The sequence below is a fragment of the Micromonospora andamanensis genome (assembly GCF_016863495.1).
Classification (GTDB): domain Bacteria; phylum Actinomycetota; class Actinomycetes; order Mycobacteriales; family Micromonosporaceae; genus Micromonospora; species Micromonospora andamanensis.
The window spans coordinates 12,453-35,153 of the sequence record NZ_BOOZ01000015.1 but is presented as its reverse complement, the minus strand read 5'-3'; the positions used below and the strand labels follow the sequence as shown (position 1 = coordinate 35,153).

22 protein-coding genes are annotated in these 22,701 nt (G+C 71.7%); 11 read left to right on the top strand and 11 right to left on the bottom strand.

Annotated elements, in window-relative coordinates; genetic code table 11:
- Nucleotides 1–37: 37 nt before the first annotated feature.
- The 4 genes from Van01_RS15080 to Van01_RS15065 form a co-directional block, all read right to left on the bottom strand.
- Nucleotides 38–1,168 (bottom strand): sensor histidine kinase, encoded by a 1,131-nt coding sequence (locus Van01_RS15080; RefSeq protein ID WP_204007294.1) that lies wholly within the window; start codon nt 1,166–1,168, stop codon nt 38–40.
- A gap of 58 nt (nt 1,169–1,226) precedes the next feature.
- On the bottom strand, nt 1,227–1,454 hold the full coding sequence (locus tag Van01_RS15075) for a hypothetical protein (protein ID WP_204007292.1): 228 nt from the start codon (nt 1,452–1,454) through the stop codon (nt 1,227–1,229).
- Entirely contained in the window at nt 1,436–2,008 is a 573-nt protein-coding gene (locus tag Van01_RS15070) for a hypothetical protein (protein ID WP_204007290.1), read from the bottom strand. Before Van01_RS15070 ends, Van01_RS15075 begins: the two co-directional genes overlap by 19 nt.
- A gap of 71 nt (nt 2,009–2,079) precedes the next feature.
- Nucleotides 2,080–2,415 (bottom strand): PadR family transcriptional regulator, encoded by a 336-nt coding sequence (locus Van01_RS15065; protein ID WP_239093047.1) that lies wholly within the window; start codon nt 2,413–2,415, stop codon nt 2,080–2,082.
- 99 nt (nt 2,416–2,514) lie between these two features.
- Between Van01_RS15065 and Van01_RS15060 the strand changes: the two genes are divergently transcribed.
- From Van01_RS15060 to Van01_RS15050, 3 genes are all read left to right on the top strand, one after another.
- Entirely contained in the window at nt 2,515–3,153 is a 639-nt protein-coding gene (locus tag Van01_RS15060) for a nitroreductase family protein (RefSeq protein WP_204007288.1), read from the top strand.
- Nucleotides 3,154–3,359: 206 nt separating this feature from the next.
- Nucleotides 3,360–3,782 (top strand): OsmC family protein, encoded by a 423-nt coding sequence (locus Van01_RS15055; RefSeq protein WP_204007286.1) that lies wholly within the window; start codon nt 3,360–3,362, stop codon nt 3,780–3,782.
- Between the two features lie 103 nt (nt 3,783–3,885).
- Nucleotides 3,886–6,699 (top strand): ATP-binding protein, encoded by a 2,814-nt coding sequence (locus tag Van01_RS15050; RefSeq protein ID WP_204007284.1) that lies wholly within the window; start codon nt 3,886–3,888, stop codon nt 6,697–6,699.
- Between the two features lie 129 nt (nt 6,700–6,828).
- Here the strand turns inward: Van01_RS15050 and Van01_RS15045 are convergent, their stop codons facing one another.
- The 4 genes from Van01_RS15045 to Van01_RS15030 are packed head-to-tail and all read right to left on the bottom strand — an operon-like array spanning nt 6,829 to nt 10,352.
- A complete protein-coding gene (locus tag Van01_RS15045; protein ID WP_204007622.1) occupies nt 6,829–8,004 on the bottom strand; it encodes an ABC transporter permease in 1,176 nt (391 codons plus the stop codon).
- Between the two features lie 52 nt (nt 8,005–8,056).
- The gene (locus tag Van01_RS15040; protein WP_373306261.1) at nt 8,057–8,752 is read right to left on the bottom strand and encodes an ABC transporter ATP-binding protein; all 696 of its coding nucleotides are present in this window, start codon (nt 8,750–8,752) and stop codon (nt 8,057–8,059) included.
- Complete coding sequence (locus Van01_RS15035; RefSeq protein WP_239099094.1) at nt 8,749–9,825, bottom strand: peptidoglycan-binding protein; 1,077 nt, start codon at nt 9,823–9,825, stop codon at nt 8,749–8,751. The genes Van01_RS15040 and Van01_RS15035 overlap by 4 nt, the downstream gene beginning before the upstream one ends.
- Nucleotides 9,822–10,352 (bottom strand): hypothetical protein, encoded by a 531-nt coding sequence (locus Van01_RS15030; RefSeq protein WP_204007282.1) that lies wholly within the window; start codon nt 10,350–10,352, stop codon nt 9,822–9,824. The genes Van01_RS15035 and Van01_RS15030 overlap by 4 nt, the downstream gene beginning before the upstream one ends.
- 128 nt (nt 10,353–10,480) lie before the next feature.
- Between Van01_RS15030 and Van01_RS15025 the strand changes: the two genes are divergently transcribed.
- Together Van01_RS15025 and Van01_RS15020 are read left to right on the top strand one after the other, a co-directional pair.
- Nucleotides 10,481–11,137, top strand: a complete 657-nt coding sequence (locus Van01_RS15025; RefSeq protein WP_204007280.1) for a response regulator transcription factor — start codon at nt 10,481–10,483, stop codon at nt 11,135–11,137.
- Nucleotides 11,134–12,303, top strand: a complete 1,170-nt coding sequence (locus tag Van01_RS15020; RefSeq protein WP_204007278.1) for a sensor histidine kinase — start codon at nt 11,134–11,136, stop codon at nt 12,301–12,303. Before Van01_RS15025 ends, Van01_RS15020 begins: the two co-directional genes overlap by 4 nt.
- 46 nt (nt 12,304–12,349) lie before the next feature.
- Here the strand turns inward: Van01_RS15020 and Van01_RS15015 are convergent, their stop codons facing one another.
- A complete protein-coding gene (locus Van01_RS15015) occupies nt 12,350–13,468 on the bottom strand; it encodes a GNAT family N-acetyltransferase (protein ID WP_204007275.1) in 1,119 nt (372 codons plus the stop codon).
- A 57-nt stretch (nt 13,469–13,525) separates the two neighbouring features.
- Between Van01_RS15015 and Van01_RS15010 the strand changes: the two genes are divergently transcribed.
- Nucleotides 13,526–13,975 (top strand): MarR family winged helix-turn-helix transcriptional regulator, encoded by a 450-nt coding sequence (locus Van01_RS15010; protein ID WP_204007273.1) that lies wholly within the window; start codon nt 13,526–13,528, stop codon nt 13,973–13,975.
- 56 nt (nt 13,976–14,031) lie between these two features.
- Here the strand turns inward: Van01_RS15010 and Van01_RS15005 are convergent, their stop codons facing one another.
- Nucleotides 14,032–15,498 (bottom strand): hypothetical protein, encoded by a 1,467-nt coding sequence (locus tag Van01_RS15005; RefSeq protein WP_204007271.1) that lies wholly within the window; start codon nt 15,496–15,498, stop codon nt 14,032–14,034.
- 412 nt (nt 15,499–15,910) lie between these two features.
- Here Van01_RS15005 and argS point away from each other — a divergent pair, with 412 nt between their 5' ends.
- On the top strand, nt 15,911–17,641 hold the full coding sequence (gene argS / locus Van01_RS15000) for an arginine--tRNA ligase (protein ID WP_204007269.1): 1,731 nt from the start codon (nt 15,911–15,913) through the stop codon (nt 17,639–17,641).
- A gap of 96 nt (nt 17,642–17,737) precedes the next feature.
- Here the strand turns inward: argS and Van01_RS14995 are convergent, their stop codons facing one another.
- Entirely contained in the window at nt 17,738–18,484 is a 747-nt protein-coding gene (locus Van01_RS14995; protein WP_204007267.1) for a DUF8817 family protein, read from the bottom strand.
- A gap of 376 nt (nt 18,485–18,860) precedes the next feature.
- Here Van01_RS14995 and Van01_RS14990 point away from each other — a divergent pair, with 376 nt between their 5' ends.
- From Van01_RS14990 to Van01_RS14975, 4 genes are all read left to right on the top strand, one after another.
- A complete protein-coding gene (locus Van01_RS14990) occupies nt 18,861–19,367 on the top strand; it encodes a DUF6624 domain-containing protein (protein ID WP_204007265.1) in 507 nt (168 codons plus the stop codon).
- Between the two features lie 204 nt (nt 19,368–19,571).
- On the top strand, nt 19,572–21,026 hold the full coding sequence (locus Van01_RS14985) for a glycoside hydrolase family 43 protein (protein ID WP_204007263.1): 1,455 nt from the start codon (nt 19,572–19,574) through the stop codon (nt 21,024–21,026).
- 233 nt (nt 21,027–21,259) lie between these two features.
- The gene (locus tag Van01_RS14980; protein WP_204007261.1) at nt 21,260–22,393 is read left to right on the top strand and encodes a cupin domain-containing protein; all 1,134 of its coding nucleotides are present in this window, start codon (nt 21,260–21,262) and stop codon (nt 22,391–22,393) included.
- 77 nt (nt 22,394–22,470) lie between these two features.
- Nucleotides 22,471–22,698, top strand: a complete 228-nt coding sequence (locus tag Van01_RS14975; protein ID WP_099845543.1) for a cation:proton antiporter regulatory subunit — start codon at nt 22,471–22,473, stop codon at nt 22,696–22,698.
- Nucleotides 22,699–22,701: the final 3 nt, after the last annotated feature.

Genomic DNA, 22,701 nt, shown 5'->3' with positions numbered 1-22,701 from the left:
GCGGTGACGGTCGGCCGCCGTACGCGGCAGGGTCGGCTCAGGCCGCCGTACGCGGCAGGGTCGCGGTGACCGTCCAGCCGCGGTCCAGGTCCGGCCCGGCGTCCACCGAGCCGCCCAGCAGCTGGGCCCGCTCCCGCATGCCGATCAGCCCGAAGCCGGTGGGTCCGAAACCGCGTGCACCCGGCCCCTCTCCGTCGTCGCTCACCCGCAATCGCACCAACTCGCCGTCACCGGCGACCCGCACCGTGATCCGCGTCGCGTGCCGCGCGTGCCGACGTGCGTTGGTGACCGACTCCTGCGCCAGGCGGTAGATCGCGGTGGCCACCGGGGCCGGCAACCCGTCGAGGTCGCCGACCAGTTCCACCTCGACCGGCGGGCCATGAGCGGAGTGGCTGGCCAGTTGTTCCAGGTCGGCGATGCGCGGGGCCGGCGTCCGGTCGGCCGGCTCGTCGCGGCGCAGCACCCGCACCATCGCGCGCATCTCGACGAGGGCCCGGCTCGCCTCGGCCTCGATGATCCGTAGCGCGTCGGCGGCTGCGCCTGGCTGCGTGTCGAGCACCGCCAGCCCGGCCTGAGCCCGGATCGCCATCGCGGACACGTGATGGGCGACGGTGTCGTGCAGGTCGCGGGCGAGCCGCGCTCGTTCCAGGAGCTTCACCTGCTCGAACTCGCGTTGGCGGGCACGCGCCCGGTAGCGCAGCGCGGCTCCGAGGGCCAGCGCGGCCGACACCACCCCGGCGCCGGCCAGCGCGTCGCCCGGACCGAGGTGACCGACCACCGCCGACAGCGTGATCTTCCCAGCGACGACTGCCGCTCCGAACACGGCCTCGCGTCCCGAGCCCCACCGCGACAGCGAGAACACCAGGATCAGCAGGAAGGCCAGCGTGTGCAGGTTGAGGTCGCCGCCCACCACGGCCTCGCCAGCGGCACAGGCCGCAAAGGCGACCGCGGCCATCAGCAACGGCCTGGTCCGTCGCCAGAGCAGCACCGGTACGAGGCCGACTCCGATCAGGACCGGCACGAGCGTCGGTGCCGGCAGGTCCGACCGTACGAGCCCCTCCAGCAGAGCTGTCGTCGTGAACAGGGCGACAAGCAGCCAGTCCCGCCGGCCGCGTGGCGGCCCGGCCGGGCGTGGCTCGTGCCACCACGATCGCAGCAGCTCACGCACCACCCGATCGTACGGGCGGTGCGACAGTGACCACCAGCGGCGGTTGGTGTCGGGCGAGTCAGCGCACCGAGCGGGACCGGCCGGTCCGGGTCGGCTGCTGACGGATGGCTCGGATGATCAGCGCGAGCCGCTCCGGCCGTTCCCGGTCGTTCACCACCCAGCCGAGGAGAGCCGTGGTCATGGCCGCCGCCGCCAGCAGCACGACGACCGCGGGCCAACCTGCCAGGGCGAGGACGGAGAACACTCCGCCGCCGGCGGCAAGAGCGCTCAGTCGCGGAACGGCCACCGACGGCCCCCGTTCTCCCGCAGCGGATCGCCGCTCAGGCTGCGCCGCAGCGCCGGTGCGGCGATCAGCAGCCGGGCGGCGTAGGCCAGCTGGTGCAGCCCGCGAAGCTCCGCCAGTTCGGCGCGGAACTCCTCGCCGTAGCGCGGCCGTTCCACCTCGGGAATGACGCGTAGGACGACGTCGACCAGCCGCATCGCGGCGCGTCGCGTACGTGCCCGCGACGACCGTCTGGTCGATCCGACGGTGGCCGCCGCGATCGGGGTGGGCAGCACCGCGACGCCCGGATCGAGCCGCTGGACGGCCACTGCCGCGCCGGCCCGGTAGCCCCGGAAGTAGTAGTGGGCGTTCGCGGCGATCGAGGCCGCGTCGCGGGTGACGGGCATCGGCGCCCACTGCCCGGCCCATGCGGGCAGTCGCATCGGATTGTCGCCCGGGATCCGTCGCGGCAGCGGCGCGGTGACCGATGCGTGCCGGGGGAGGAGGATCCCCTCCGGACCGGTATCGCGGAGCCCGGCCAGCACCCGGCGCAGTACGTCGTCACTCGCCTCCGACATGGCGGCGTGCCCTCCCGAGCCCGAGGTCCATGCCGTCGGTGCGGGGCACGGCCGGTCCGGGCGTGCCCCGTTCACGCCGTCCCTCCGGACAGCCCCGGACGCAGGGTCCGCAGGCGTTCCACCGATGAGGAGACCCGGGCGAGTGCGACACGGGCCTTCTCGGCGCCGTCGGGAGTCAGTGAGTAGTAGCGACGCCGGGGCCGGCCCGCCTCGTGCGGATCGAGATCCTCCCACCGTGACCGCAACCAGCCGAGACGTTCGAGGCGGGCCAGGATCGGATGCAGGGTGCCGCTGGCCAGACCCGCCGCGGCGCACAGCTCCAACCCGTAGAACTCCTGGTGGGGGCGGTCCAGGAGAGTACGTAGTACGAGCTGGGTCGGCAGGGTCATCCGTACCTCGTGGGGCATGCTCGTAATCTACCAAGCTAGGTAGAGTAAATCCATCGGTGTGGCTGTGGCAGCGGCGGGACGTGGTGGCCGGTCGGCCCCGGTGGCAGGATCGCCCGCATGCAGTTCGCAGAGGTTATCCGTCGCCGTCGAATGGTTCGGCACTACGCCGACCGGCCACTCAGCCCCGAGGTCATCGAGACGATCCTGGCCAGCGCGCTCCGGGCGCCGTCGGCCGGCTTCTCGCAGGGCTGGGCCTTTCTCGCCCTCACCGAGCCGGATGACCGCGCCAGATTCTGGCCGTTCGTGCCGGCCCGTGTCGCGCAGACCCCCACGATGCAGAACGCGCCGCTCGTGGTCGTACCGCTCGCGCACAAGGCGGCCTACCTTGCCCGGTACGCCGAGGCCGACAAGGGCTGGGCCGATCGGTCCGAGGCCCGCTGGCCGGCACCCTACTGGTACGTCGACACCGGTATGGCGGCGCTGATGATGCTGCTCACGGCCGTCGACGAGGGCCTGGACGCGTGCTTCTTCGGCATCATGCCGGTAACCGGTGAGGACTCCCGGCCGGAGATCGACGTTCCGGCGCACACGGCCGCCTTCAAGGCCGAGTTCGGCATCCCCGACGAGTACGCACCGATCGGCGGTATCTGTGTCGGATACCGGGCCGACGACCTGCCACCGCAGAACCCCGCCGTCGCCGCGCGTCGCCGTGACGCCAGCTCGGTCATCCACCGTGGCCAGTTCGGCACCACCTGACGCACCGGCACCCTGACGCACCGGCGCCCGGCCATCGGGTCACGCGGTGAGGACCGGCACGGCTGAGGACCGTACGCGCCGTCGGCGGGCCGGGCTCGGAGCAGGCCGGGTCGGAAGGGAGTCGGCCAGCAGGTCCAACGGCCCTGCCACGCGGGCCCGTCCGGGACTGGGATGGAGGGGGAGACGACGTACCGCGAGGAGGGGCCATGACAGCCAGGAACGCCGACATCGGCCTGGACCCGATCGACGTGCGGTTCCGGGCCGGCGAAGCGTACGAGATCAGGGTCCGCGATCACCTGCTGCTCACCGACCAGCCGGTCGACGCGGGCGGTGCCGACACCGCGCCCAGCCCCACGGAGCTGTTCGCCGCCTCGCTCGCCTCCTGCGTCGCGTACTACGCCGGGCGATACCTCAGCCGGCACGGGCACGACCGTGCCGGGCTGAGGGTGACCGCCTCGTTCGAGATGGCCACCGACCGGCCGGCCCGGGTCGCCGCCATCCGGATCACCGTACGACCGCCGACGGACCTGCCAGCGGACAGGTGGCCCGCGCTGCGGGCCGTGGCCAGCCACTGCACTGTGCACAACACGCTGCTCAGCACGCCGCAGATCGAGGTCGACATCGAGTGAACCGGCGACGGCCGGCGCGACGCCGACGACGTCGGGCACGATCGGGCCGATAGTTGATGGTCACCGATGGCTGTCGCTGTGACACTCCCCGTGGGGAGGCGAGATGACGGCGAGCCGAGAGGTGGGATTCGGGCACGATCCGGTGCTGGTTGGCCGGGAAGCCGAGCTGGAGTCGCTGGACGCAGCGGTGGCGACAGTGCTCAGCGGACGGTCCGTGGCGGTCGAGGTGTGCGGCGAGGCGGGCCTCGGCAAGACGCGGATCCTCCGCGAGCTGGCCCGACGGGCCGCCGACGCGGGTCTGCTGGTCCGCGTCGGTCGGGCCACCCAGTTCGAGCAGGGGGTGCCCTTCGGGCTCTACGCCGAGATGGTGGAGCCGGTCGGCAGCGGCCCGGGACAGCCGTCGATGCCGGCGGTGGTGCGGCGGATGCTCGCCGAGGCACCGGAAGCCGGCGTCGCGCTGCTGCTCGACGACGTGCACTGGGCCGACTCGGCGTCGCTGGAGCTGACCGAGCATCTGATCGGCAAACCACCGCCGGTGCCGATGCTGCTCGCGGTGGCGTTCCGCAGCGCCTGCCCGCCGGCGAGCCTGGTGAACGCCATCACCCGGCTCGGCGCGGCGGCCACCCTCATCGACCTCCCACCGTTGGACGAGGCCAGTCTCGACGTGCTGCTGGCCGGCGTGCCACGCCGCCGTCGGGAGCTGATCCTGCGGGCCAGTCTCGGCAATCCGTTGTACATCCAGGCACTGTCCCGGCTGCCCGACGACGAACTGGACGCACTGGCGACAATGGCCCGGCGGCGCGACCCGGTGGACGCCGACTGTCTCGCCGGATCGCGACGGTCCGTGCTGGCCGGACTCGCCGCCGAGATCACCGCCCAGCCGCCGCCGGTGCAGCGGGTGGCCCACATCGCCGCGGTGGTCGGCGACCACACCACGATAGACCTCGTCGGGCACGTCGCCGGCCTGCCGATGCCCGTGGTCACCGCGGCTGTCGACCAGCTCGGACGCTTGGGGCTGCTCAACGCCGACGGCGGTCGGCTGCGGTACCGGCATCCGCTGATGCGGGCCTCGGCGTACGCGTTGACCGGCTCCGCCTGGCGCTTCGAAGCGCACACCCGCACCGCCGGCTACCTGCGTGGCCGGCGGGCCTCCCGACGGTTGGTGGCCCACCACACGGAACGGTCCGCCCGCCACGGCGACGAGACAGCCGTGGCCACGCTTGTCGACGCGGGCGTCGCGTTCGCGCACGAGGCCCCCGCCGAGGCGGCCCGCTGGCTCGGTACCGCGCTGCGCATCATGCCGGACGCCGGTCCGCGCGACCAGCGGCGCGCCGAGGTGGCGATGTGGTACGCCCGGGCCCTCGGCCGTAGCGGCGAGTTGGCCCGCAGCCGAGAGGTGCTCCAGCGGCTGCGCCGGGCCGGAGGACCGGTGCAGACCCGGGCCGAGACGTTCAGTGTGGCGGTGGCCCGGCAGCTCGGCGACTTCGCCGAGGCGGCCGCGACGCTCGGCGCACAGCTCGGCCGTGGCGGGCTCGACCCGGTCGAGGAGGCGAAACTGCACGTGGAGCTGGCGGCTGTGGACGCCTTCCGGGAGGAGCCGACCTCGGCGGTGCACCACGCGCAGCGGGCACTTGAGCTGCTGGACGACCGCCGGTCGGTGCTCGTGGCGGCGGCGCGGACGTTGCGGGCGCTCACCACCCTGTACCTCGGCAGCGCCACCTCAGCGCGCGACCAGCTCGCCGCCGCCGTCGTCGCGGTGGACGCCACGAGCGACGCTGACCTGCGGCCGTACGTCGAGATCGTCTCGCCACTGGCGCTCGTGGAGATCCAGTTGGGCAACGTCGCCGACGCGTACCGACATCTCACCCGGGCCAGACGGATCCTGGACGGCCTCGGACCGAGCAGTGCCTCGCCGTATCTGCTCGTCATGGAGTCCCTGGCGCACACCCGTGCCGGTCGGTTGAGCCGGGCGGTGCAGGCCGCGGAGCAGGCGCGAGCAGCCGCCGAGCGGGTCGGCAGTACCGAGATGGGTGCGATGGCGGCGGCGGTGCGCCTGCGCCCGGTGCTCTGGACGGCCGGCCCGGCGGCGGCCCTGGCCATGGCCGGCCCCGCTGCCGGCCCGGGCTGCGGCGGGTCCGACCCGGTGGCCGGAGGACCACGGTCCCGGGCCTGGTGGCGGATCAACCGGGTGGAGCTGGCCCTGGCCAGGGCGGTCGCGGGCGACTGGACCGGTGGTGCCGACCTGCTCACCGATCCCGCGACACCGCAGTCGAGGCATCCACCGGTGCTGGTGGCGCGGGATGTGGTCGCGGTCGTCTGCGCCGTGGGGCGGGGTGACCACGCCACGGCCATCGAGGTCGGTGAGCGGGCGGAACGACAGGCGACGGCCGCCGGTCTGCCGTACGAGATCGGGCTGGCCCGGTTCGCCAGGGCTTTCACCGCGTACCGGATGGTGGGGCCGGATCGCGCGGCGGCGCTTGCGGAGAGCGCGGCGGCCAGTTTCGCGGCGGCCGGAACGCCGCTGGAGGAGGCGCTGTCCCGCCACCTCGCCGGTGCCGCCCACCTCGGCGCGGGACGGCACGGTCCCGCAGCCATGGCACTCGATCACGCCGAGACCGGCTACCGGGCCTGCGGTGCCGAGTGGGCCGCAGCAGTGCTCGCCGGGCACCGTGCCGCCGGCCCGACACGCGCCGAACGACCGGCCGGCGACACCGCTCTCACCGCGCGGGAGCAGGAGATCGCCGGCCTGGCGACAACCGGCCTGAGCAACAAGGAGATCGCCGCGCGCCTGTTTCTCAGCCCACGGACCGTCGAGTCCCACCTGAACCGGGTCTTCGCCAAGCTCCAGGTCCGCTCCCGCACCGCGATGGCCGCCCGGCTCACCGAGGGCGTCCGCGGCACCGGGCCAGCCGCCTGAGGCCCTGTGTGGAAGTCCCCGGCCGGCCTGCGGCGGGCCCAGGCGGTGACGCCGCGGGGCACCCGGGAACCGACCCGGATGCCCCGCGGCGTCGACGGCGCTGCGGCGGCGCTCCCGTGCTCGACCGGCTCAGGTCGTCGCCAGGGCCTCGGTGGGAGAGAGACGGGAGGCGCGGACAGCCGGGTACAACCCGGCCAGACCGCCGATGAGCAGCGTCGCGAACACCCCGCCGACCGTCGCCCACGCCGGTACCACTGTCGGCCAGCCCTGGGAGAGCGCGTATCCGGCGGTGACCAGGATGCCCAGCAGCACTCCGCCAGCTCCGCCGAGTGCCGACAGCAGCAGTGACTCGGCGAGGAACTGGGTGCGGACCTGACCCCGGGTGGCACCGAGTGAGCGGCGTAGTCCGATCTCCGCCCGCCGTTCCAGTACCGAAATGACCATGGTGTTGGCCACCCCGACGCCACCGACGAGCAGGGCCACCGCACCCAGCCCGAGCAGCAGCGCGGTGAACGTCTCGTCGGTCGCCTGGGCGGCGGCCAACGCGTCCGAGGGGCGGGAGACGTCCACCTCGTTTGGTGCCTGCGGGTTGGCGGTCGACCCGAGCACCGCGCGGACCGCCTCGACCTGGTCGGCTTCGGCCCGGGTGTAGACGGTTGTCGGGTGACCGTCGAAGCCCAGGTGGCTCGCGGCGACCGCCCAGCCGACCAGGGCCGAGCTGTCCAGCTCCGGCGCCAGCGGTGCCGGGGCGAGGATGCCCACCACTGTGAACCAGCGACCGCCGAGCCACACCCGCACGTCCGGGCCGGCGTCACCGAGCCCGAGCCGCTCGGCGGTGGTCGCGCCGAGGACCGCCGCCGGGTACCGGGCGGTGGCCTCGTTGAGCCAGGTGCCGCTCGTCACCTCGGCGCCCACGGTGTCCAGGAGCCCGAGCTGCGCCGCCCGCACCGCGATGCCGCCGGTCTCCGCCTCGGGGATGCGATCGGTCCGGTAGACCCGCGCGTCGTCGACCTGACCGGTGGCCGCCACCTGGGTCACCGGACCGATCCGGCTGATCATCGTCACCGACTCGTCGGGCAGTTGGGCGTCGGCGCCGAACAGGGTCCGGCCCGGTGACACGGTGAGCAGGTTGGTGCCGAGCGCGGCCAGGGTGCGATCCAGTTCGGCCCGCGAGGACGACGAGATGCCGACCACAGCGATCATGGCGGCGATGCCGATGGCGATGCCCAGCGCGGAGAGGAACGCCCGCAGTGGGCGGGTCCGGAGCCCGACGCCGCCCACCCGCAGCACGTCGGCGGTCGGCATCCGGGCCGGGGCGAGCTGGTTGGTCGGCCGGTCCTCTAACGTCACGGCCACGTCAGCTCACCCCGCTCGACGCGAGCCGCGAGTCCGTACGGATCCGCCCGTCGCGCATCCGCACCTGCCGGGGCAGCGCCTCGGCGATCTCCCGGTCATGGGTGATCACGACAACCGTCGTCCCGGCCCGGTGCAGTTCGTACAGCAGATCGAGGACGGCCGCCCCGGAACCGGTGTCGAGGTTGCCGGTCGGCTCGTCGGCGAGCAGCACGGCGGGTTCGCCGACGACCGCCCGGGCCACCGCGACCCGCTGCCGTTCGCCGCCGGAGAGCTGGTGTGGCCGGTGACCGAGCCGCTGCCCGAGACCCACGCGGTCCAGCGCGGCCTCCGCACGCCGCCGCCGCTCCCGCCGGGGTACGCCGGCATAGAGCAGCCCGTCCGCCACGTTGTCCACCACGGGTACGCCGGGGGCCAGGTGGAACTGCTGGAACACGAAGCCGATCCGGGTGGCCCGCAGCGCGGAGAGCCGTCGGTCGGACAGCCGCGCCACGTCGTGGCCGTCGATCACCACGGTGCCCGAGGTCGGCCGGTCAAGCGTGCCGATGACGTTGAGCATCGTCGACTTGCCAGAGCCGGACGGGCCGACGATGGCCACCAGTTCGCCGTACCCGATGCGCAGCGAGACGTCGGCGAGCGCGACCACGTCTCCGGCGTACCGCTTGCCGACCTGATCGAGCACGACCACGTCCCCGCTCACCGGGGTATCCCGACGGTGGTGCCCTCGGCGATTCCGTCGCCGCTGACCTCGACCCGGCCGTCGGCGAACAGCCCGGTGGCCACCGCGACGATCTGGCTGCTCCCGTTTTCGAGAATCTCCACCCCGTAGCCGCCCTCGGCGAGCGCCAGCAGCGCCGCCACCGGCACGGTCAGCACGTCCGCACGCTCGCTGACGGTGAAGGTGATCTCGGCGGACGCCCTGTCGAACTCGGCAAGCGCCTGCTGATCCTCGACGGTGACCGTCACCTCGATCTTCGTCTCGGCGCTGGTGTCGCCACCGGCGTCCGCCGAACCGTTGTGGATCACCGTCTCGACCGTGTCGACCTTTCCGGCCACCCGCCGGCCGTCAGGCAGGGTTACCTGCACCGCCGTGCCACGGTCGGCGAGTCGCTTGTCGTCGACGTCGAGTTCGGCGGTGACCAGCCGGTTGGTGCCGGTGTAGGTGAGCACCGCCTGCCCTGCCTGGACGGCCGCGCCCACGTCCAGCTGGTGACCTTCCACGCGGACGGCACCGCCGGCGAACACGACGCGGCCCAGTTCGACGCGGCCAGTTTCCGCCAGGCCGAGGTCGTCCTGCCAGGCACGGACCGCCTCGGCGGTGGCCCAGGTGTACGCGTCGTCGACGGTGAAGCCGGAGTAGCCCAGCGCCTCCAGGTTCCGTTCCAGCTGTCTGACGTCGGCACCCTCGACGCCGGGTCGCAGCGTCCGGTACGCGGGCAGCCGCCCGTACAGCAGGACCACCGGATCGTTGTCGAGGGCGTACAGGGACTTCCCCCGGGTCACCCGCGCCCCGGTGTCCGGCAGTGCGGTGAGCGTGCCGGGCAGTCGGCTGGTTGCGGTCCGGCTGGGCCCGTACCCCAGTTCACCGTCGACGGTCTCGCCGTCAGCGAGGGTCTGCCGGGTGACCGTGGCGTTGCCGGGCGCTCCCGGGCGGGCCTCGGCGGCGTCGTCTGCGGTGCCGCCACCGAAGCCGACCGCCGCGGCCACGCCGACGCCGGCGACGAGGACCAGCGCCACGCCACCGGCGGCGGGCAGGCGGGTACGGCGGGTCACTGGCCGCCCCCGAACTGCGGGGCGTGCTGACGGCACGCCTCCAGGGCGGAGCGGAACGCCGGATCGTTCGGATCGATCCCCAGGGCGTCGCGCTGGATCTGAATCCGGCCGTCGGCTGACGGGTCCGGGAAGTCCGGCACCCCGTTCTCGCGCATGCACCGGGCCATCACCCGCATCTGTTCGAGCTGCTCGGCATCGAGTTGCGCCACCTGCCCGCCGTTGGGCAACAGCTGGCGGCACTTCTCCATGCCGGCCTCGACCTGCTTCGGGTCGACGTCGCCGTCGAACCGGAACATCGGTCCGTTGCCGGCCTCCGGGTCGGGCATCTCCACGCCGTTGTCGCGCATGCATCTGGCGAACTCCAGCCGTCGCTCCTCGTCGCTGCCGTCGGCGCCGGTCGCCGAGGCGGAAGCCGTCGCGCCGGCACCGCCGGCGGTGGCCACCCCGGCCCCGTCGTCGTCCTGGCCGGCGCAGCCGGCCAGCACCAGGATCAGCAGCACGGGAAGCGTGCGTGTGCTCCGTCGCATCGTCGGTGTCCTTTCCGGCGTCCGGCGGCTGTCGCCGGACACCGGACAGTGCACGCGACGGGGCGTATCGCGGGCATAACCGATCACGTTTACGGCGGCGTTATCCCGGGTCGCGGCACCATGGACCGGTGCGAGTGCTGGTGGTCGAGGACGAGGACGTGTTGGCCGACGCCATCGCGGAGTGGCTGCGCCGGGAGGCGTTCGCGGTCGACGTCGCGTACGACGGTGACGCCGCCCTGGAACGGCTCGGGGTCAACGAGTACGCGGTGGTGGTGCTCGACCGGGACCTGCCGGTGGTGCACGGCGACGAGGTGTGCCGGGCGATCGTCGACTCCGGGGGCGACACCCGGGTGCTGATGCTCACCGCGGCTGCCGCGGTGCGTGACCGGGTGGCCGGTCTCGCCCTCGGCGCCGACGATTATCTGGTGAAACCGTTCGCGTTCGTGGAGCTGGCCGCCCGGGTGCACGCGCTGACCCGCCGAGCCCGGCCCGCCGCGCCGCCGACGCTGCGCCGGGCGGGCATCGCGGTGGACCCGGGCCGCCGTGAGGTGCACCGCGACGGTCGGTACGTGCCGCTGTCGCGCAAGGAGTTCGCGGTGCTGGCCGAGCTGCTGCGGGCCGACGGGGCGGTGGTCTCCGCGGAGGAGTTGCTGGAACGGGCGTGGGACGAGCACATCGACCCGTTCACGAACGTGGTCCGGGTGACAGTGATGAAGCTGCGGCGCAAGCTCGGCGACCCTCCGGTGATCGAGACAGTGCCGGGCGCGGGGTACGCGATCCGGTGAAGCGACTGACTCTGCGGGCCCGCCTCACCCTTGTCTACGGGGGTCTGCTGCTGCTCGCCGGCATCGTCCTGCTCAGCGTCACGTACGTGCTCGTGGATCAGCGGCTGGCCCAACCGATGCGCGCCGAGCTGCCGGAGCGGGCCACAGTGGTCGCCCGGATCCCGACGTCGATGGAGGATCTCGACAGGATCCGCATGCTGATCCAGGACGTGCAGACCGAGGCCCGGCGCAACGCCCTGGAGTCGCTGCTCACTCAGGGGGGCATCGCATTGGTGGTGGTCTCGGCGGCGGCGGTGGCGATCGGTTGGCTCATCGCCGGCCGGACGTTGCAGCCGCTGCACCAGATCACCGGGACGGCCCGGCGGATCGCCGGGGCCGACTCCGCCGGACGTGGTCTGCACGAACGGATCGCGTTGACCGGCCCCCGCGACGAGGTACGGGAGCTGGCCGACACGTTCGACCAGATGCTGGAGCGGCTGGACCGGTCCTTCGACGGGCAGCGACGGTTCGTGGCGAACGCCTCCCACGAGCTGCGGACGCCGTTGGCGTTGAACCGGGCGTTGGTCGAGCTGGCGGTGAGTCGGCCGGACGCCCCGGCCGAGGTGCGTCGTCTCGGCGAGGCGTTGCTGTCGGTGAACGAACGGCATGAGCGGCTGATCGACGGCCTGCTGACCCTCGCCGACTCGGAGAGTGAGGTGACCGAGCGCGCGGCGGTCGACCTCGCCGAGATCGCTGCCCACGTGCTCGAGCAGGTGGCACCGGTGTACCCGGGTGTCCAGGTACACAGGTCGTTTGCGCCGGCCCGCACCGTGGGCGACCCGGTGCTGTTGGAGCGGCTCACCTTCAACCTGGTGGAGAACGCGTTGCGGCACAACGTGCCGGTGGACGGCTGGGTACGGGTGCGCACCGACGAGGTGGCCGGACGACCCACACTGGTCGTGGTCAACACCGGTCCGGTGGTCCCGAGCTACGACGTGGAGACGATGTTCCAGCCGTTCCGGCGGCTCAGTCGGGAGCGGGTGGCCGGCACCAGGGGCTTCGGACTCGGGCTGTCGATCGTGCGGGCGGTGGCCCGGGCGCACGGCGGCACCGCCGAGGCCGAACCACGCACCGCCGGGGGCCTGACCGTCACGGTGACGCTGCCGCCGTCCACGCCGTCTCGGTGAAGCCGCCTGCCACGGCACCGACCACCCTGACCCTCATGCCTGGAGATCACCCCACACCGACACCGTGGCCGACAGCGCTCGTCGGCTGGTCGGCGCGGGGCTTGGCGAGGCGGACGCTACCGGGCGGGGTGTCGGCAGTCGTGACCAGGGTGTAGCCGGCGCGCTCGTACCGGCTGATGTTGCTGGTGCTGCGGTGGCCGGTGAAGAGTGTGCAGTGCGTGGTCTGCGCGGGTGCCTGTCCCTCGGCGTACGACAGCAGCCAGGAGCCGATGCCGTTGCCCGCCTGGTCGGGCGCCACCATCAGGCGACCGATCAGCCAGGCCCGCTCGTCTGCCCGGGCGCGTACCGCGGCGACGAGGCGGCCGTCGCGGCGTACGCACCACCACCGCCAGGTCGTCAGCGATGCCGTCAGGTCGCCGAGGGTCTCCCGCAGCGGTGCCAGGTCGAGGGTGTCGTTGGCGATGGCCTCCTGGACCCAGCAGCACCGTTGCAGGACGAGCAGCTCCGCCAGGTCGCCGGGCCGGGCTTCGCCGAGGGTGAGGCCCGGAACCGGCCCGGCGACGGCCGTCGGGTCGGTTCCGGCGCGCAACGGACGCAACGCGCGGGCCACCCGGCTCAGCTCGCCCAGCACCGCCCGAGCGGCACCGTCGAGCGCCGCGGATCCGGTCACCCGATCGTCGTGGACGTTGTCCGCGATGCGCAGGGCGACGGTGGCGCCGATGGGCATCATCCGCAGTGTCGTGACGACCTGCTTCGCCATCTGCACCGACCGGGTGCCGGCGGAGGTGTTGCCGTAGCTGACGAAGGCGACCGGCTTCCACGCCCACTCGTGGTAGAGGAAGTCGAAGGCGTTCTTCAGCACCGCAGGCATGCCGAAGTTGTACTCGGGTGTGACCACCACGAAGGCGTCGGCGGCGGCCACGGTGCGGCTCCACCTGCGGGTGTGCTCGTGCTGGTAGCTGCCGCTGGCGGGATGCTCGGGTTCGTCGAGCAACGGCAGCGCGATGTCGGCCAGATCGGCGACGTCGACAGTGGTCGCGTCGGACCCGGCGTCCGACCGGACGGCCCGTACGAACCAGTCGGCGATGGCGGGTCCGAGCCGGCCGGGTCGGGTGCTGGCGATGATGACGAGGACCCGAAGGTTGACAGGGCTATTCGATGACATGTCATCGACCCTATGCGGACTTTCGATGACGTGTCAACGAAAGGTAGGGTGACGGTCATGGACACCGCATGGCTGAGCGCGGACGAGGAGCAGGCGTGGCGTGCCTTCCGGCGGCTGCTCATCGCACTACCCGCCCGGATCGGCCGCGACCTGGCGCGCGACTCCGGACTGTCCGCCGCGGACTACGAGGTGCTGAGCACCCTGTCGGAGAAACCCGACCGACGGTGGCCGCTCCGTGAGCTGGCCGCCAAGATGGAGTGGTCGCGCAGCCGCCTGTCCCACCACGCCGCCCGGATGCAGGTACGAGGGCTCATCGACAAGGAGCCGGATCCGCAGGACGCCCGTGGTTGTCTCCTGCGCCTGACCGACGACGGCTTCGGCGTCCTCGAACGGGCAGCCCCGCACCACGTCGTCTCGGTGCGGTCCCGCTTCCTGGAGCATGTGAGTGCCGACGAACTCGCCATGCTGCGCGAGCTCTCGACCCGGATCGCCGACCTGCCCGACTGAGCGGCCCGCGACGACCACCGACCGCCATCACAGACGTCGGACCGGTTGACACCGGGTCAGCCTGCGGACGGCTTCGGAGTGCCGCAGAGTTTGGTGCCGGGCGGGATGATCTCTTCGTCGCTGTGGATGACGTACGGTGGTGGCCCCAGCTTGCCGGACGGGTCGATCGGCTTGACATTGATCAGGGTGAGGAACTTGTTGATCACGTTTACCACCGGGGCCAGGATCGTGTAACCCACACCGTACGAGGCCCGGACGCCGATACCCACGCCCCGACAGACCGCCAGCGGCGCGCCCAGCGCCGACCCGATCGTCGTCCCGTAGGCGGTGGACACCTCGAAGAACAGGCCGGCCTTGAGCACGAATGCGCTGAACCCGACGTCGAAGCGGACCTGATGCTCGATGAGCAGGCCCATCACCCCGACCGGGACGCCATGCAAGGAGTTGATCAGGCTCTCCTTGCGCTTGAAGTTCTTGCTGACCTGCGGGCCGAACGTGCCGTTGGCGTAGCCGTAGCCGAGCGAGCCGGCGAGGGAGAACTCACCCTTGCCCTTGATCGTGCCCACCTTCGCGCCGAACGCGGTGGTGACCTTCACCGTCTGGCTGAGCGTCAGCGCCAGCGGCACGCCGAGCACGGTGCCCATCGGGATGCTGAAGTCCACCGGGATGGGCAGCACCGCCCGGATGTTCTGCCCGTCCCGGAGACCGGCCTCGAACGAGTAGCGGATGCCGAAGCCGCCGCCTATCGAGAGCTCCGCCCGGGTCACCGACCCGCCATTGATCTTCAGGTGGAAGTCCGCCTCCGGCCTGGCGAAGGTCAGCGCGGCCCGCCCGGACAACTTCGTACCGTTGCGGTGGTAGTGGAAGCTGACCTCCGCACCATCGTTGAGGCTGACGCCCGTGGAGAAGTTGGCGACGACAGTCCTGACCTCGCCACCGCCACGGCTCGGTGGCGGCTGGTTCGGTCGCGGCGGCGGCGGGGCGAGCCGTAGCGGCCCGGCCCGGCCGGCCCGACCGGTCGGCGTGGCGCCCAGGGCGTCGGCCTCCTCTTCGGGCATCGCCCAGATCGGTTCACCGGCCTGGTAGACCACCGGGTTCTCGATGGCGATGCCGCGCTGTTCGAGGGTGCCGTCGCGGATCACGTCGGTGACCGTGACCGGGCCGATCGTGACGAGCAGGTCGCCGCCGTCGCGTTGCACGTCGAGCACCCGGCCGACGCCACGGCCGGTGACGAACATGACCTTCCCGGGCGCCAGATCGTCGGCGCGGGGCGCGTCGCCGTCGAGCCGCCAGGTCAGGCCGTCGGCGGTGACCGACCGGACCGAGCGCCCGCCACCGCCGACCAGGACCACGTCGGGCTGGTACGTCAGGTCGGGATGGGGAACCGGTGCCATGCCGTAGCGCAGCGCGGACTCGCTGTACGGGTCCTCGTCGACGCCCGGATCCCCAGGTGACCCGCCGGCGCAACCCGTCGCGGTCAGCGCGAGCACCACGGTGAGGACAGCCGAGACAACCTTGCGCACCGGGACTCCTCGTCGGATCGGAACGGCACCACCCCTGCGCGCGGAAGTGGTCAGACCAGCGCGCACCCGGGACGAACCATGCGATCGACCCTAGACAGCGCCCGCCGCGAGGGAATCAGGGTTTTCCCCACCGCTCGACGGCGACGAGCCCCGTCGCCGCCGCGCACGCGCCGACCCTGCCCACGTCCATGCCGGATCGCGGGTTACACTTCCGGAATCTGGCCGCGCTCGGATCGTGGCCCGGCGTTCGAGGCGGTGGAGATGGACCGGGTGCTGGGCACCGTCCGCCGCTCGCGCCTGCGACGACGATAGTCGTCCGGCTCTCCCGCGCGTTCCTTCCGCCGTGCCCGCACCTGCCGTGCGGCCGGCACGCCTCGTGACGATCCCGTTCATCCCATCCCAGGGAGTTCCCGTGACCGTGCCCTCGCTGGCCTCGTCGTTGTCCGAGTCCGTCACCGCCGTCGTGGACCGCCTGGGAATGGCGGACCTGGCGCCGCAGATCCGTCGCTCCGAGCACGCCGACTTCCAGGCCGACGGCGCGCTGGCGGCGGCGCGGAGGCTGCGCCGCAATCCGCGGGAGGTCGCGGCGGAGCTGGTCGCCGGCCTACCCGACGACGGTCTGGTGGCCAGGGCGGGCGTGGCCGGCCCGGGCTTCGTCAACATCGACCTGACCGACCGGGCGTTGCTGGCTCAGCTCGCCGGTCGGATGGGCGACGACCGGCTCGGCGTGGGTACCCCCGAGGCGGGCGTCACCACCGTGATCGACTACTCGCAGCCGAACATCGCCAAGGAGATGCACGTCGGGCATCTGCGCTCCACGATCATCGGCGACGCGCTGGTCCGGATCCTGGAACACCTCGGCGGCACAGTGGTGCGGCGCAACCACATCGGTGACTGGGGAACCCAGTTCGGCATGCTCATCCAGTACCAGGTCGAGCACCCCGATCCGTCGCTGTCCGGCGACGGCGGCACCATGGGACGGCTGGCCACGCTCTACCGGCGGGCGCGGGCGGAGTTCGACGCCGACCCCGCTTTCGCCGAGCGGGCCCGGCGGCGGGTGGTGGCGTTGCAGGCCGGCGACCCCGGCACCGTGGCCGCCTGGCGGGACATCGTCGCCGAGTCGACCCGCTACTTCACCGACGTCTACGAACGGCTCGGCGTGCGGTTGACAGACGCCGACGTGGTGGGGGAGAGCGCCTACAACGCCGCGCTGCCCGAGGTCGCCGACGAGCTTGAGCGGCGTGCGGTCGCGGTGACGAGTGACGGCGCGCTCTGCGTCTTCTTCGACGACCTGCGCGGCCCCGACGGCGAGCCGACGCCACTCATCGTACGCAAGCGCGACGGCGGTTTCGGCTACGCCGCGACCGACCTGGCCGCGCTGCGGCAGCGCGTCGTCGAGCTGCACGCCGACCGGCTGCTGTACGTGGTCGACGCCCGGCAGGCCCTGCACTTCCGGATGGTCTTCGACACCGCGCGGCGGGCCGGGTGGCTGCCGTCAGCCGTGTCCGCCGTCCACGTCGCCTTCGGTACCGTCCTCGGCCCCGACGGACGGCCGTTCAAGACCCGGGCCGGTGACACCGTCCGCCTTGTCGACCTGCTCACCGAGGCGGTCGATCACGCCCGCGAGGTGGTCGCGGCGAGGAATCCCGGGCTGACCGGGGCCGCCCTGGACGAGCGGGCGCGACAGGTAGGCATCGGCGCGGTGAAGTACGCCGACCTGGCCACCAACCGGGCCCGCGACTACACCTACGAGCCACGGCGGATGCTGGCGCTGGCCGGCAACACAGGCGTCTACCTCCAGTACGCGCACGCCCGCGTCCGCTCCATCCTGGCCCGCGCCGACGGTGCCGACGTGACAGTCGATCCGACCGCCGCCCTGGAACCGGCGGAGCGGGCGCTGATCCTCGACCTCGACGCGTTCGCCGACACCCTCGCCGAGGTGGTCGCCGCAAGTGAGCCGCACCGCCTCTGCGGTTACCTGTACCGGCTGGCGCAGACCTTCACCGCGTTCTACGAGCACTGCCCGGTGCTGCGCGCCACTGGTTCCAGTCGCGGAAACCGCCTCGCCCTGTGCCGTCTCACCGGCGACACCCTCCGCACCGGCCTGCACCTGCTCGGCATCTCCGCCCCCAACCACCTCTAACCGCTGCGGTCCACATCTCGTTGATCAAGAAGTTTTCGTCGCCGACCCGTGCGCAGTCGGACGAAAACTTCTTGATCAACGCTGGGGGTGACAGGTCTACCTGGCTTCGGGCAGCCACGGCGCGAGGACGTCGGGCTGGGCCACCGACAGCCGTACCCGTTCGAGTTCCGGGCCGGTCAGCGCAAGCCCGCGCAGCCGCTCGCCCCATTCGGGCACCACGTCGAGCTTGCCCAACGCGGTGGCCAACTCCACCAGTCCGGCGAGCGCCAACGCCTGCTCCACGACGGGCGCGTCGTCGCCGTGCCGGCGCAGCCCGGAGTTCAGCGACCGGAAGGCGGCCTTGTCGTCGTTCTTGAACTCGCGCAGGATCCGAGCGTTGTCGAGCACCCGGGCCAGTCCCGACAACCGCACCGATCCGCCGTAATCCAACTCGGCCGGCTCGTCCCGTCGGATGAAGGTGATGGTGTTGCCGGACGGGTCGACGACGCTGAAGCGCGACGCACCGGGTCGGTAGCGGGTGATCCGGGGCAGCCCCCGGGCCAGCACCTTCCCGTACGCGCCACGCATGCCGGCGACGAACGCGGCGTGATAGGGCGCCACCGCGTCGACCATCACCAGGCAGCCGCCGCTCTGCTCGGCGGCCGGATCGAGCCCGCTCGCCGCCCGGCCGTAGTGCAACTCGAAACCGCTGAACCGAAAGGCCAGATACAGGTACGGCTTGCGCTGCTCCCAGGTCACCGCATAGCCGAGCGCCCGCCAGAAGGCAAGCGTCTCGTCCACCGCCACACAGGGCAGCAGCGGCACGGCGGTCTCGTTCGGCTGGATCCGATCCTCGGTCGTCATCGTGATGGCCCCCGGTTCCGGTCGATGTGTCGCACCAGTGTGGCCGGTCCACGGGCTAGTACCAGTGCCACCTCGAGCGCGGCGGGCACCGGGTAGCTGATCTGCGTTCAGGCCGATTGCGGAACCTGGCGTGGGACCTCAGTCCAGTCGAGGCCCGTTTCGGGGGGCAGCACCCCGGACGCCCCTTTCGGTAAGGTGCCGGCGTCGGACCCACACGTCAGCGGCGGGGGTGCTCATGAGAGTCCTACGACGGGTGTCGTTGCCGCTGATTGTCCTTACCGCACTGATGAGCTGCTCCTCCTCGCCTCGCTCCACCGAGCCGTCCGGGTCGCCGGTGCCGCCGAGCGAGTCGCTGCCCACGGCTTCTCAGCCGGCCGTGCGCTTCGACAAAGCGCTGCACGACGAACTGGTCGGGATGCTCGAACGTGACCAGGCCGAGCTGGAGGGTCGCCCCCAGGCCGACACCGCCGAGCAGCGCACCGCCCGATTGAAGGAGATCATCCAAGAGTACGGATGGCCGACCTTCGACCTTGTCGGCAAGGACGGCGAGAACGCGGCCTGGGTGATCGCCCAGCACGCCGACCTCGATCCCGCCTTTCAGCAGCAGGCGCTCGACCTGCTGCGCGCGGCCGTCGCGGACGGTCAGGCGTCGCCCGGCAACCTCGCGTATCTCGAGGATCGGGTGGCCGTTGCCAAGGGCGAGCCGCAGGCGTACGGGACGCAGATGCGATGCGGCACGGACGGGCCGGTCCCCGCCACCCCGATCCGGGACGAGGCAGGTGTCGACAAGCGACGAGCGGCGGCGGGTCTGCCGACGCTGGCCGCCTACCGGAGCGAGATGGCGGCGATCTGTGCCGAGGCGGACGACCAGCCGCTCGACTGACAGACCCTGACGATGCGATGGGAGAGGCGCCGGGGTTTCAGTGAATCCCGGGTGACGGTCGCCTGTCGGCGGAGCCGATCACCGTCTTGACGGTTGTCGATTCGAGGCGGAGACTGCGTAACACCCCCGAAACAGTGACCAGGGCCGCCCCGGCGCCGAAATGTTAGCGCTAACGTCGGCCGGGCCGGACGGACGGAGAGCCGCATGTCCAGAGTCCTGACCAGGGCGATCGCCCTGCTCGCCGCCCTGTGTCTGCTGTTGCTGTCGGCGGCCCAGCCGCCGCGTGCCGCAGCCGCCGCGCTCGACCCGTTCACCGGCTACCTGATGGCGCACTTCACCGGCGAGTCAGCCACCGGCGAGCAGGTCTACTTCGCCCACAGCCGGGACGGGTTGACCTGGCGGGATCTGAACAACGGCGCACCGGTGCTGCTGTCCACGATCGGTACCCGTGGGGTACGCGATCCATCCCTCCTGCGGTCGCCCACGGGAGACCGGTACTGGATCGTCGCCACCGATCTGCGGATCGCCAGCGGCACCTCGTGGAACGACGCGGCGAACCGGGGCAGCACGTCGCTTGTGGTGTGGGAGTCCCGCGACCTGGTGAACTGGTCCGCTCCCTGGCTGCTCAACGTCGCGGCCGGTATCCCCGGCGCCGGCAACGCCTGGGCGCCGGAGGCCATCTACAACCAGGCGACAGGTGACTACGTCGTCTACTGGGCGACGAACTCCCTGCGCGACGGCGTGACAAAGCACCGCATCTGGTACGTCCGGACCAGCGACTTCCGCAGCTTCACCGCGCCGCAGCTCTACATCGAACGGCCCGGCGGCGGTCAGGGCATCATCGACACCCAGATCGTCGAGGTGCCCGGCTCCGTCGGCGGTTACCGCTACTACCGGGCATCGGCCGACGGGCACATCACCATCGAGGCCAGCAACGCGATCCTCGGCTCGTGGACGCCGCTGGGCAACCTTTCGCACCTCGGCATCTCCAACGGCACCGGCGGCGGCAGCGTCGTCGAAGGTCCGATGTGGATGCAGTTCAACGGGCGGAACGAATGGGCGCTCTGGCTCGACCAGTACGCCACCGGACGTGGCTACCTGCCTGTCACCTCCAGCAACCTGGGCAGTGTCACGAACTTCCGGACCCGGACGGACTACCAGCTGGGTGCCAGCCGCAAACGGCACGGCTCGATCCTGAGCCTGACCGCCGCCGAGGAGAGCGCGGTACTGGGGCGCTGGGGTGCCACCACCCCGGCCAACCGGATCCAGGCGTACACCCATCAGGACCGCTACGTGCGGCACGCCAACTACGACGTACGCATCGACGCGAACGTCAACCCGGCCCAGGACGCCCAGTTCCGGGTGGTGCCCGGGCTGGCCGACGCTGCCGCCGTGTCGTTCGAATCGGTCAACTACCCCGGCCACTACCTGCGGCACTACGGCTTCGACTTCGTGCTGGCGGCCAACGACGGCAGCTCGGTCTTCGCCGCCGACGCCACCTTCCGGCAGGTCGCCGGCCTGGGCAACTCGTCCTGGTCGTCGTTCCGGTCGTACAACTACCCCGACCGGTACGTCCGGCACTACAACTACCAGCTACGGCTCGATCCGGTGAACGACGCCCAGGCGCGCAACGACGCCACCTTCCGCATCACCTCGTAGCCGGACCGGGCGCGCCTGCCGACGTCCGCGCGCCCCACCCTCGGCCGGATCGGACAAACCGCTCCACCGAGGGTGCCCCGGGTGGTGATCGGCCGTCGTCGCCCACGCGCAGCCACGGCGGGAGTGTGCCGGCGGCCGGATCGTGGGGGCCCTCGCCGTTTGCGACGCGACGTCCCGGGTATTCCGGCCTGCCGTCGCCCAGCGGTGCCTGGACCAGGTGAGGAGTTGACCGAATGGCGAACAGGGATCCCGAACCACGCCGCGGTGACCAGGGGGCAGCCCCGCTCGCCGGACGCAACGTGGAGCTGGAGCGGCAGAATCCCGACCTGCTGGTGCCGCCCACCACGGACAGTCGGCTGGTGCCGAACCTCAAGTTCTCCTTCTCGCAGGCACACACCCGGGTGGAGAAGGGCGGCTGGACCCGCGAGGTCACCATGCGGGACCTGCCGGTGGCCACCCAGTTGGCCGGCGTGCAGTTCGGCCTGGAACCCGGCGCGTACCGGGAGATCCACTGGCACCAGGAGTCGGAGTGGGCGTACATGCTCAGCGGCAGCGCCCGGATCAGCGCCGTCGACCACGAGGGGCGCAACTTCATCGAGGATGTCCAGGCCGGTGACCTGTGGTTCTTCCCGCAGGGCATCCCGCACCACATCCAGGCGTTGCAGGACGGTGCGCAGTTCCTGCTGGTCTTCAACGACGGCACCTTCTCGGAGAACAACACCTTCCTGCTCAGCGACTTTTTCGCGCACGTGCCGAAACCGGTGCTGGCGAAGAACTTCGGCTGGTCGATGGAGCAGTTGGACGACCTGGCCCAGCGGGAGAAGTACATCTTCGCCGGGACGGTACCGCCGCCGCTGTCGACGGACCGCGTCGTCAGCCCGACCGGGGACGTGCCGCGCAGCTTCAAGCACCGGATGCTCGCCCAGACCCCGCAGCACTTCCGTGGCGGCACCGTACGCATCGCCGACTCGACGAACTTCGCCGCCTCGACCACCACCGCAGCCGCACTCGTCGAGGTCGAACCGGGCGGGATGCGGGAGTTGCACTGGCACCCGACCACCGACGAGTGGCAGTACTACATCTCCGGGCGGGGACGGATGGGCGTCTTCGCCGCCTCGGCGGCCGCGCGTACCTTCGACTTCCAAGCCGGCGACGTCGGCTACGTGCCGTTCGCGTACGGGCACTACATCGAGAACACCGGCGAGGAGCCGCTTGTCTTCCTGGAGATGTTCCGCCACCCCCGGTTCGAGGACATCTCGGTCATGCAGTGGATGGCCAACACACCGCACGAGGTCGTCTCGGACACCATAAACGTGTCCCGGTCCCTGATCGACGCCCTGCCGCAGCACAAGCAGGTGGTGATCTAGGCCGTGTGTCCAGCCGCACGCCGCCGGCCGGCTCGTACCATTGCGCAGAGATCGCGGACCGCGTAGCGGGAGGGGCCATGGGTAAAGGGATATATGTGCAGGAACTTCCAGGTATCGGCAAGCGGTACGACGTCGACCTGGGCAGCAACACTCAGCGGATCTCCGTGGTGGTACGCCGGGACGGCAACCGTGACCTGTACGTCTTCGCCTCCGGGCAGGACGACCCGGTGGCCGTGATCGAGATGTCGGAGGAACAGGCGCGTAAGGTGGGCGCCCTGCTGGCCGGCACGTACTTCTCCGAGTAGTCG

Bases quoted from the DNA above. Each gene is read 5' to 3' on its own strand.
- Van01_RS15070 (WP_204007290.1), bottom strand. From the start codon at position 2,008: ATGTCGGAGGCGAGTGACGACGTACTGCGCCGGGTGCTGGCCGGGCTC.
- Van01_RS15065 (WP_239093047.1), bottom strand. From the start codon at position 2,415: ATGCCCCACGAGGTACGGATGACCCTGCCGACCCAGCTCGTACTACGT.
- Van01_RS15060 (WP_204007288.1), top strand. From the start codon at position 2,515: ATGCAGTTCGCAGAGGTTATCCGTCGCCGTCGAATGGTTCGGCACTAC.
- Van01_RS15055 (WP_204007286.1), top strand. From the start codon at position 3,360: ATGACAGCCAGGAACGCCGACATCGGCCTGGACCCGATCGACGTGCGG.
- Van01_RS15050 (WP_204007284.1), top strand. From the start codon at position 3,886: ATGACGGCGAGCCGAGAGGTGGGATTCGGGCACGATCCGGTGCTGGTT.
- Van01_RS15045 (WP_204007622.1), bottom strand. From the start codon at position 8,004: ATGCCGACCGCCGACGTGCTGCGGGTGGGCGGCGTCGGGCTCCGGACC.
- Van01_RS15030 (WP_204007282.1), bottom strand. From the start codon at position 10,352: ATGCGACGGAGCACACGCACGCTTCCCGTGCTGCTGATCCTGGTGCTG.
- Van01_RS15015 (WP_204007275.1), bottom strand. From the start codon at position 13,468: ATGTCATCGAATAGCCCTGTCAACCTTCGGGTCCTCGTCATCATCGCC.
- Van01_RS15010 (WP_204007273.1), top strand. From the start codon at position 13,526: ATGGACACCGCATGGCTGAGCGCGGACGAGGAGCAGGCGTGGCGTGCC.
- Van01_RS14995 (WP_204007267.1), bottom strand. From the start codon at position 18,484: ATGACGACCGAGGATCGGATCCAGCCGAACGAGACCGCCGTGCCGCTG.
- Van01_RS14985 (WP_204007263.1), top strand. From the start codon at position 19,572: ATGTCCAGAGTCCTGACCAGGGCGATCGCCCTGCTCGCCGCCCTGTGT.
- Van01_RS14980 (WP_204007261.1), top strand. From the start codon at position 21,260: ATGGCGAACAGGGATCCCGAACCACGCCGCGGTGACCAGGGGGCAGCC.
- Van01_RS14975 (WP_099845543.1), top strand. From the start codon at position 22,471: ATGGGTAAAGGGATATATGTGCAGGAACTTCCAGGTATCGGCAAGCGG.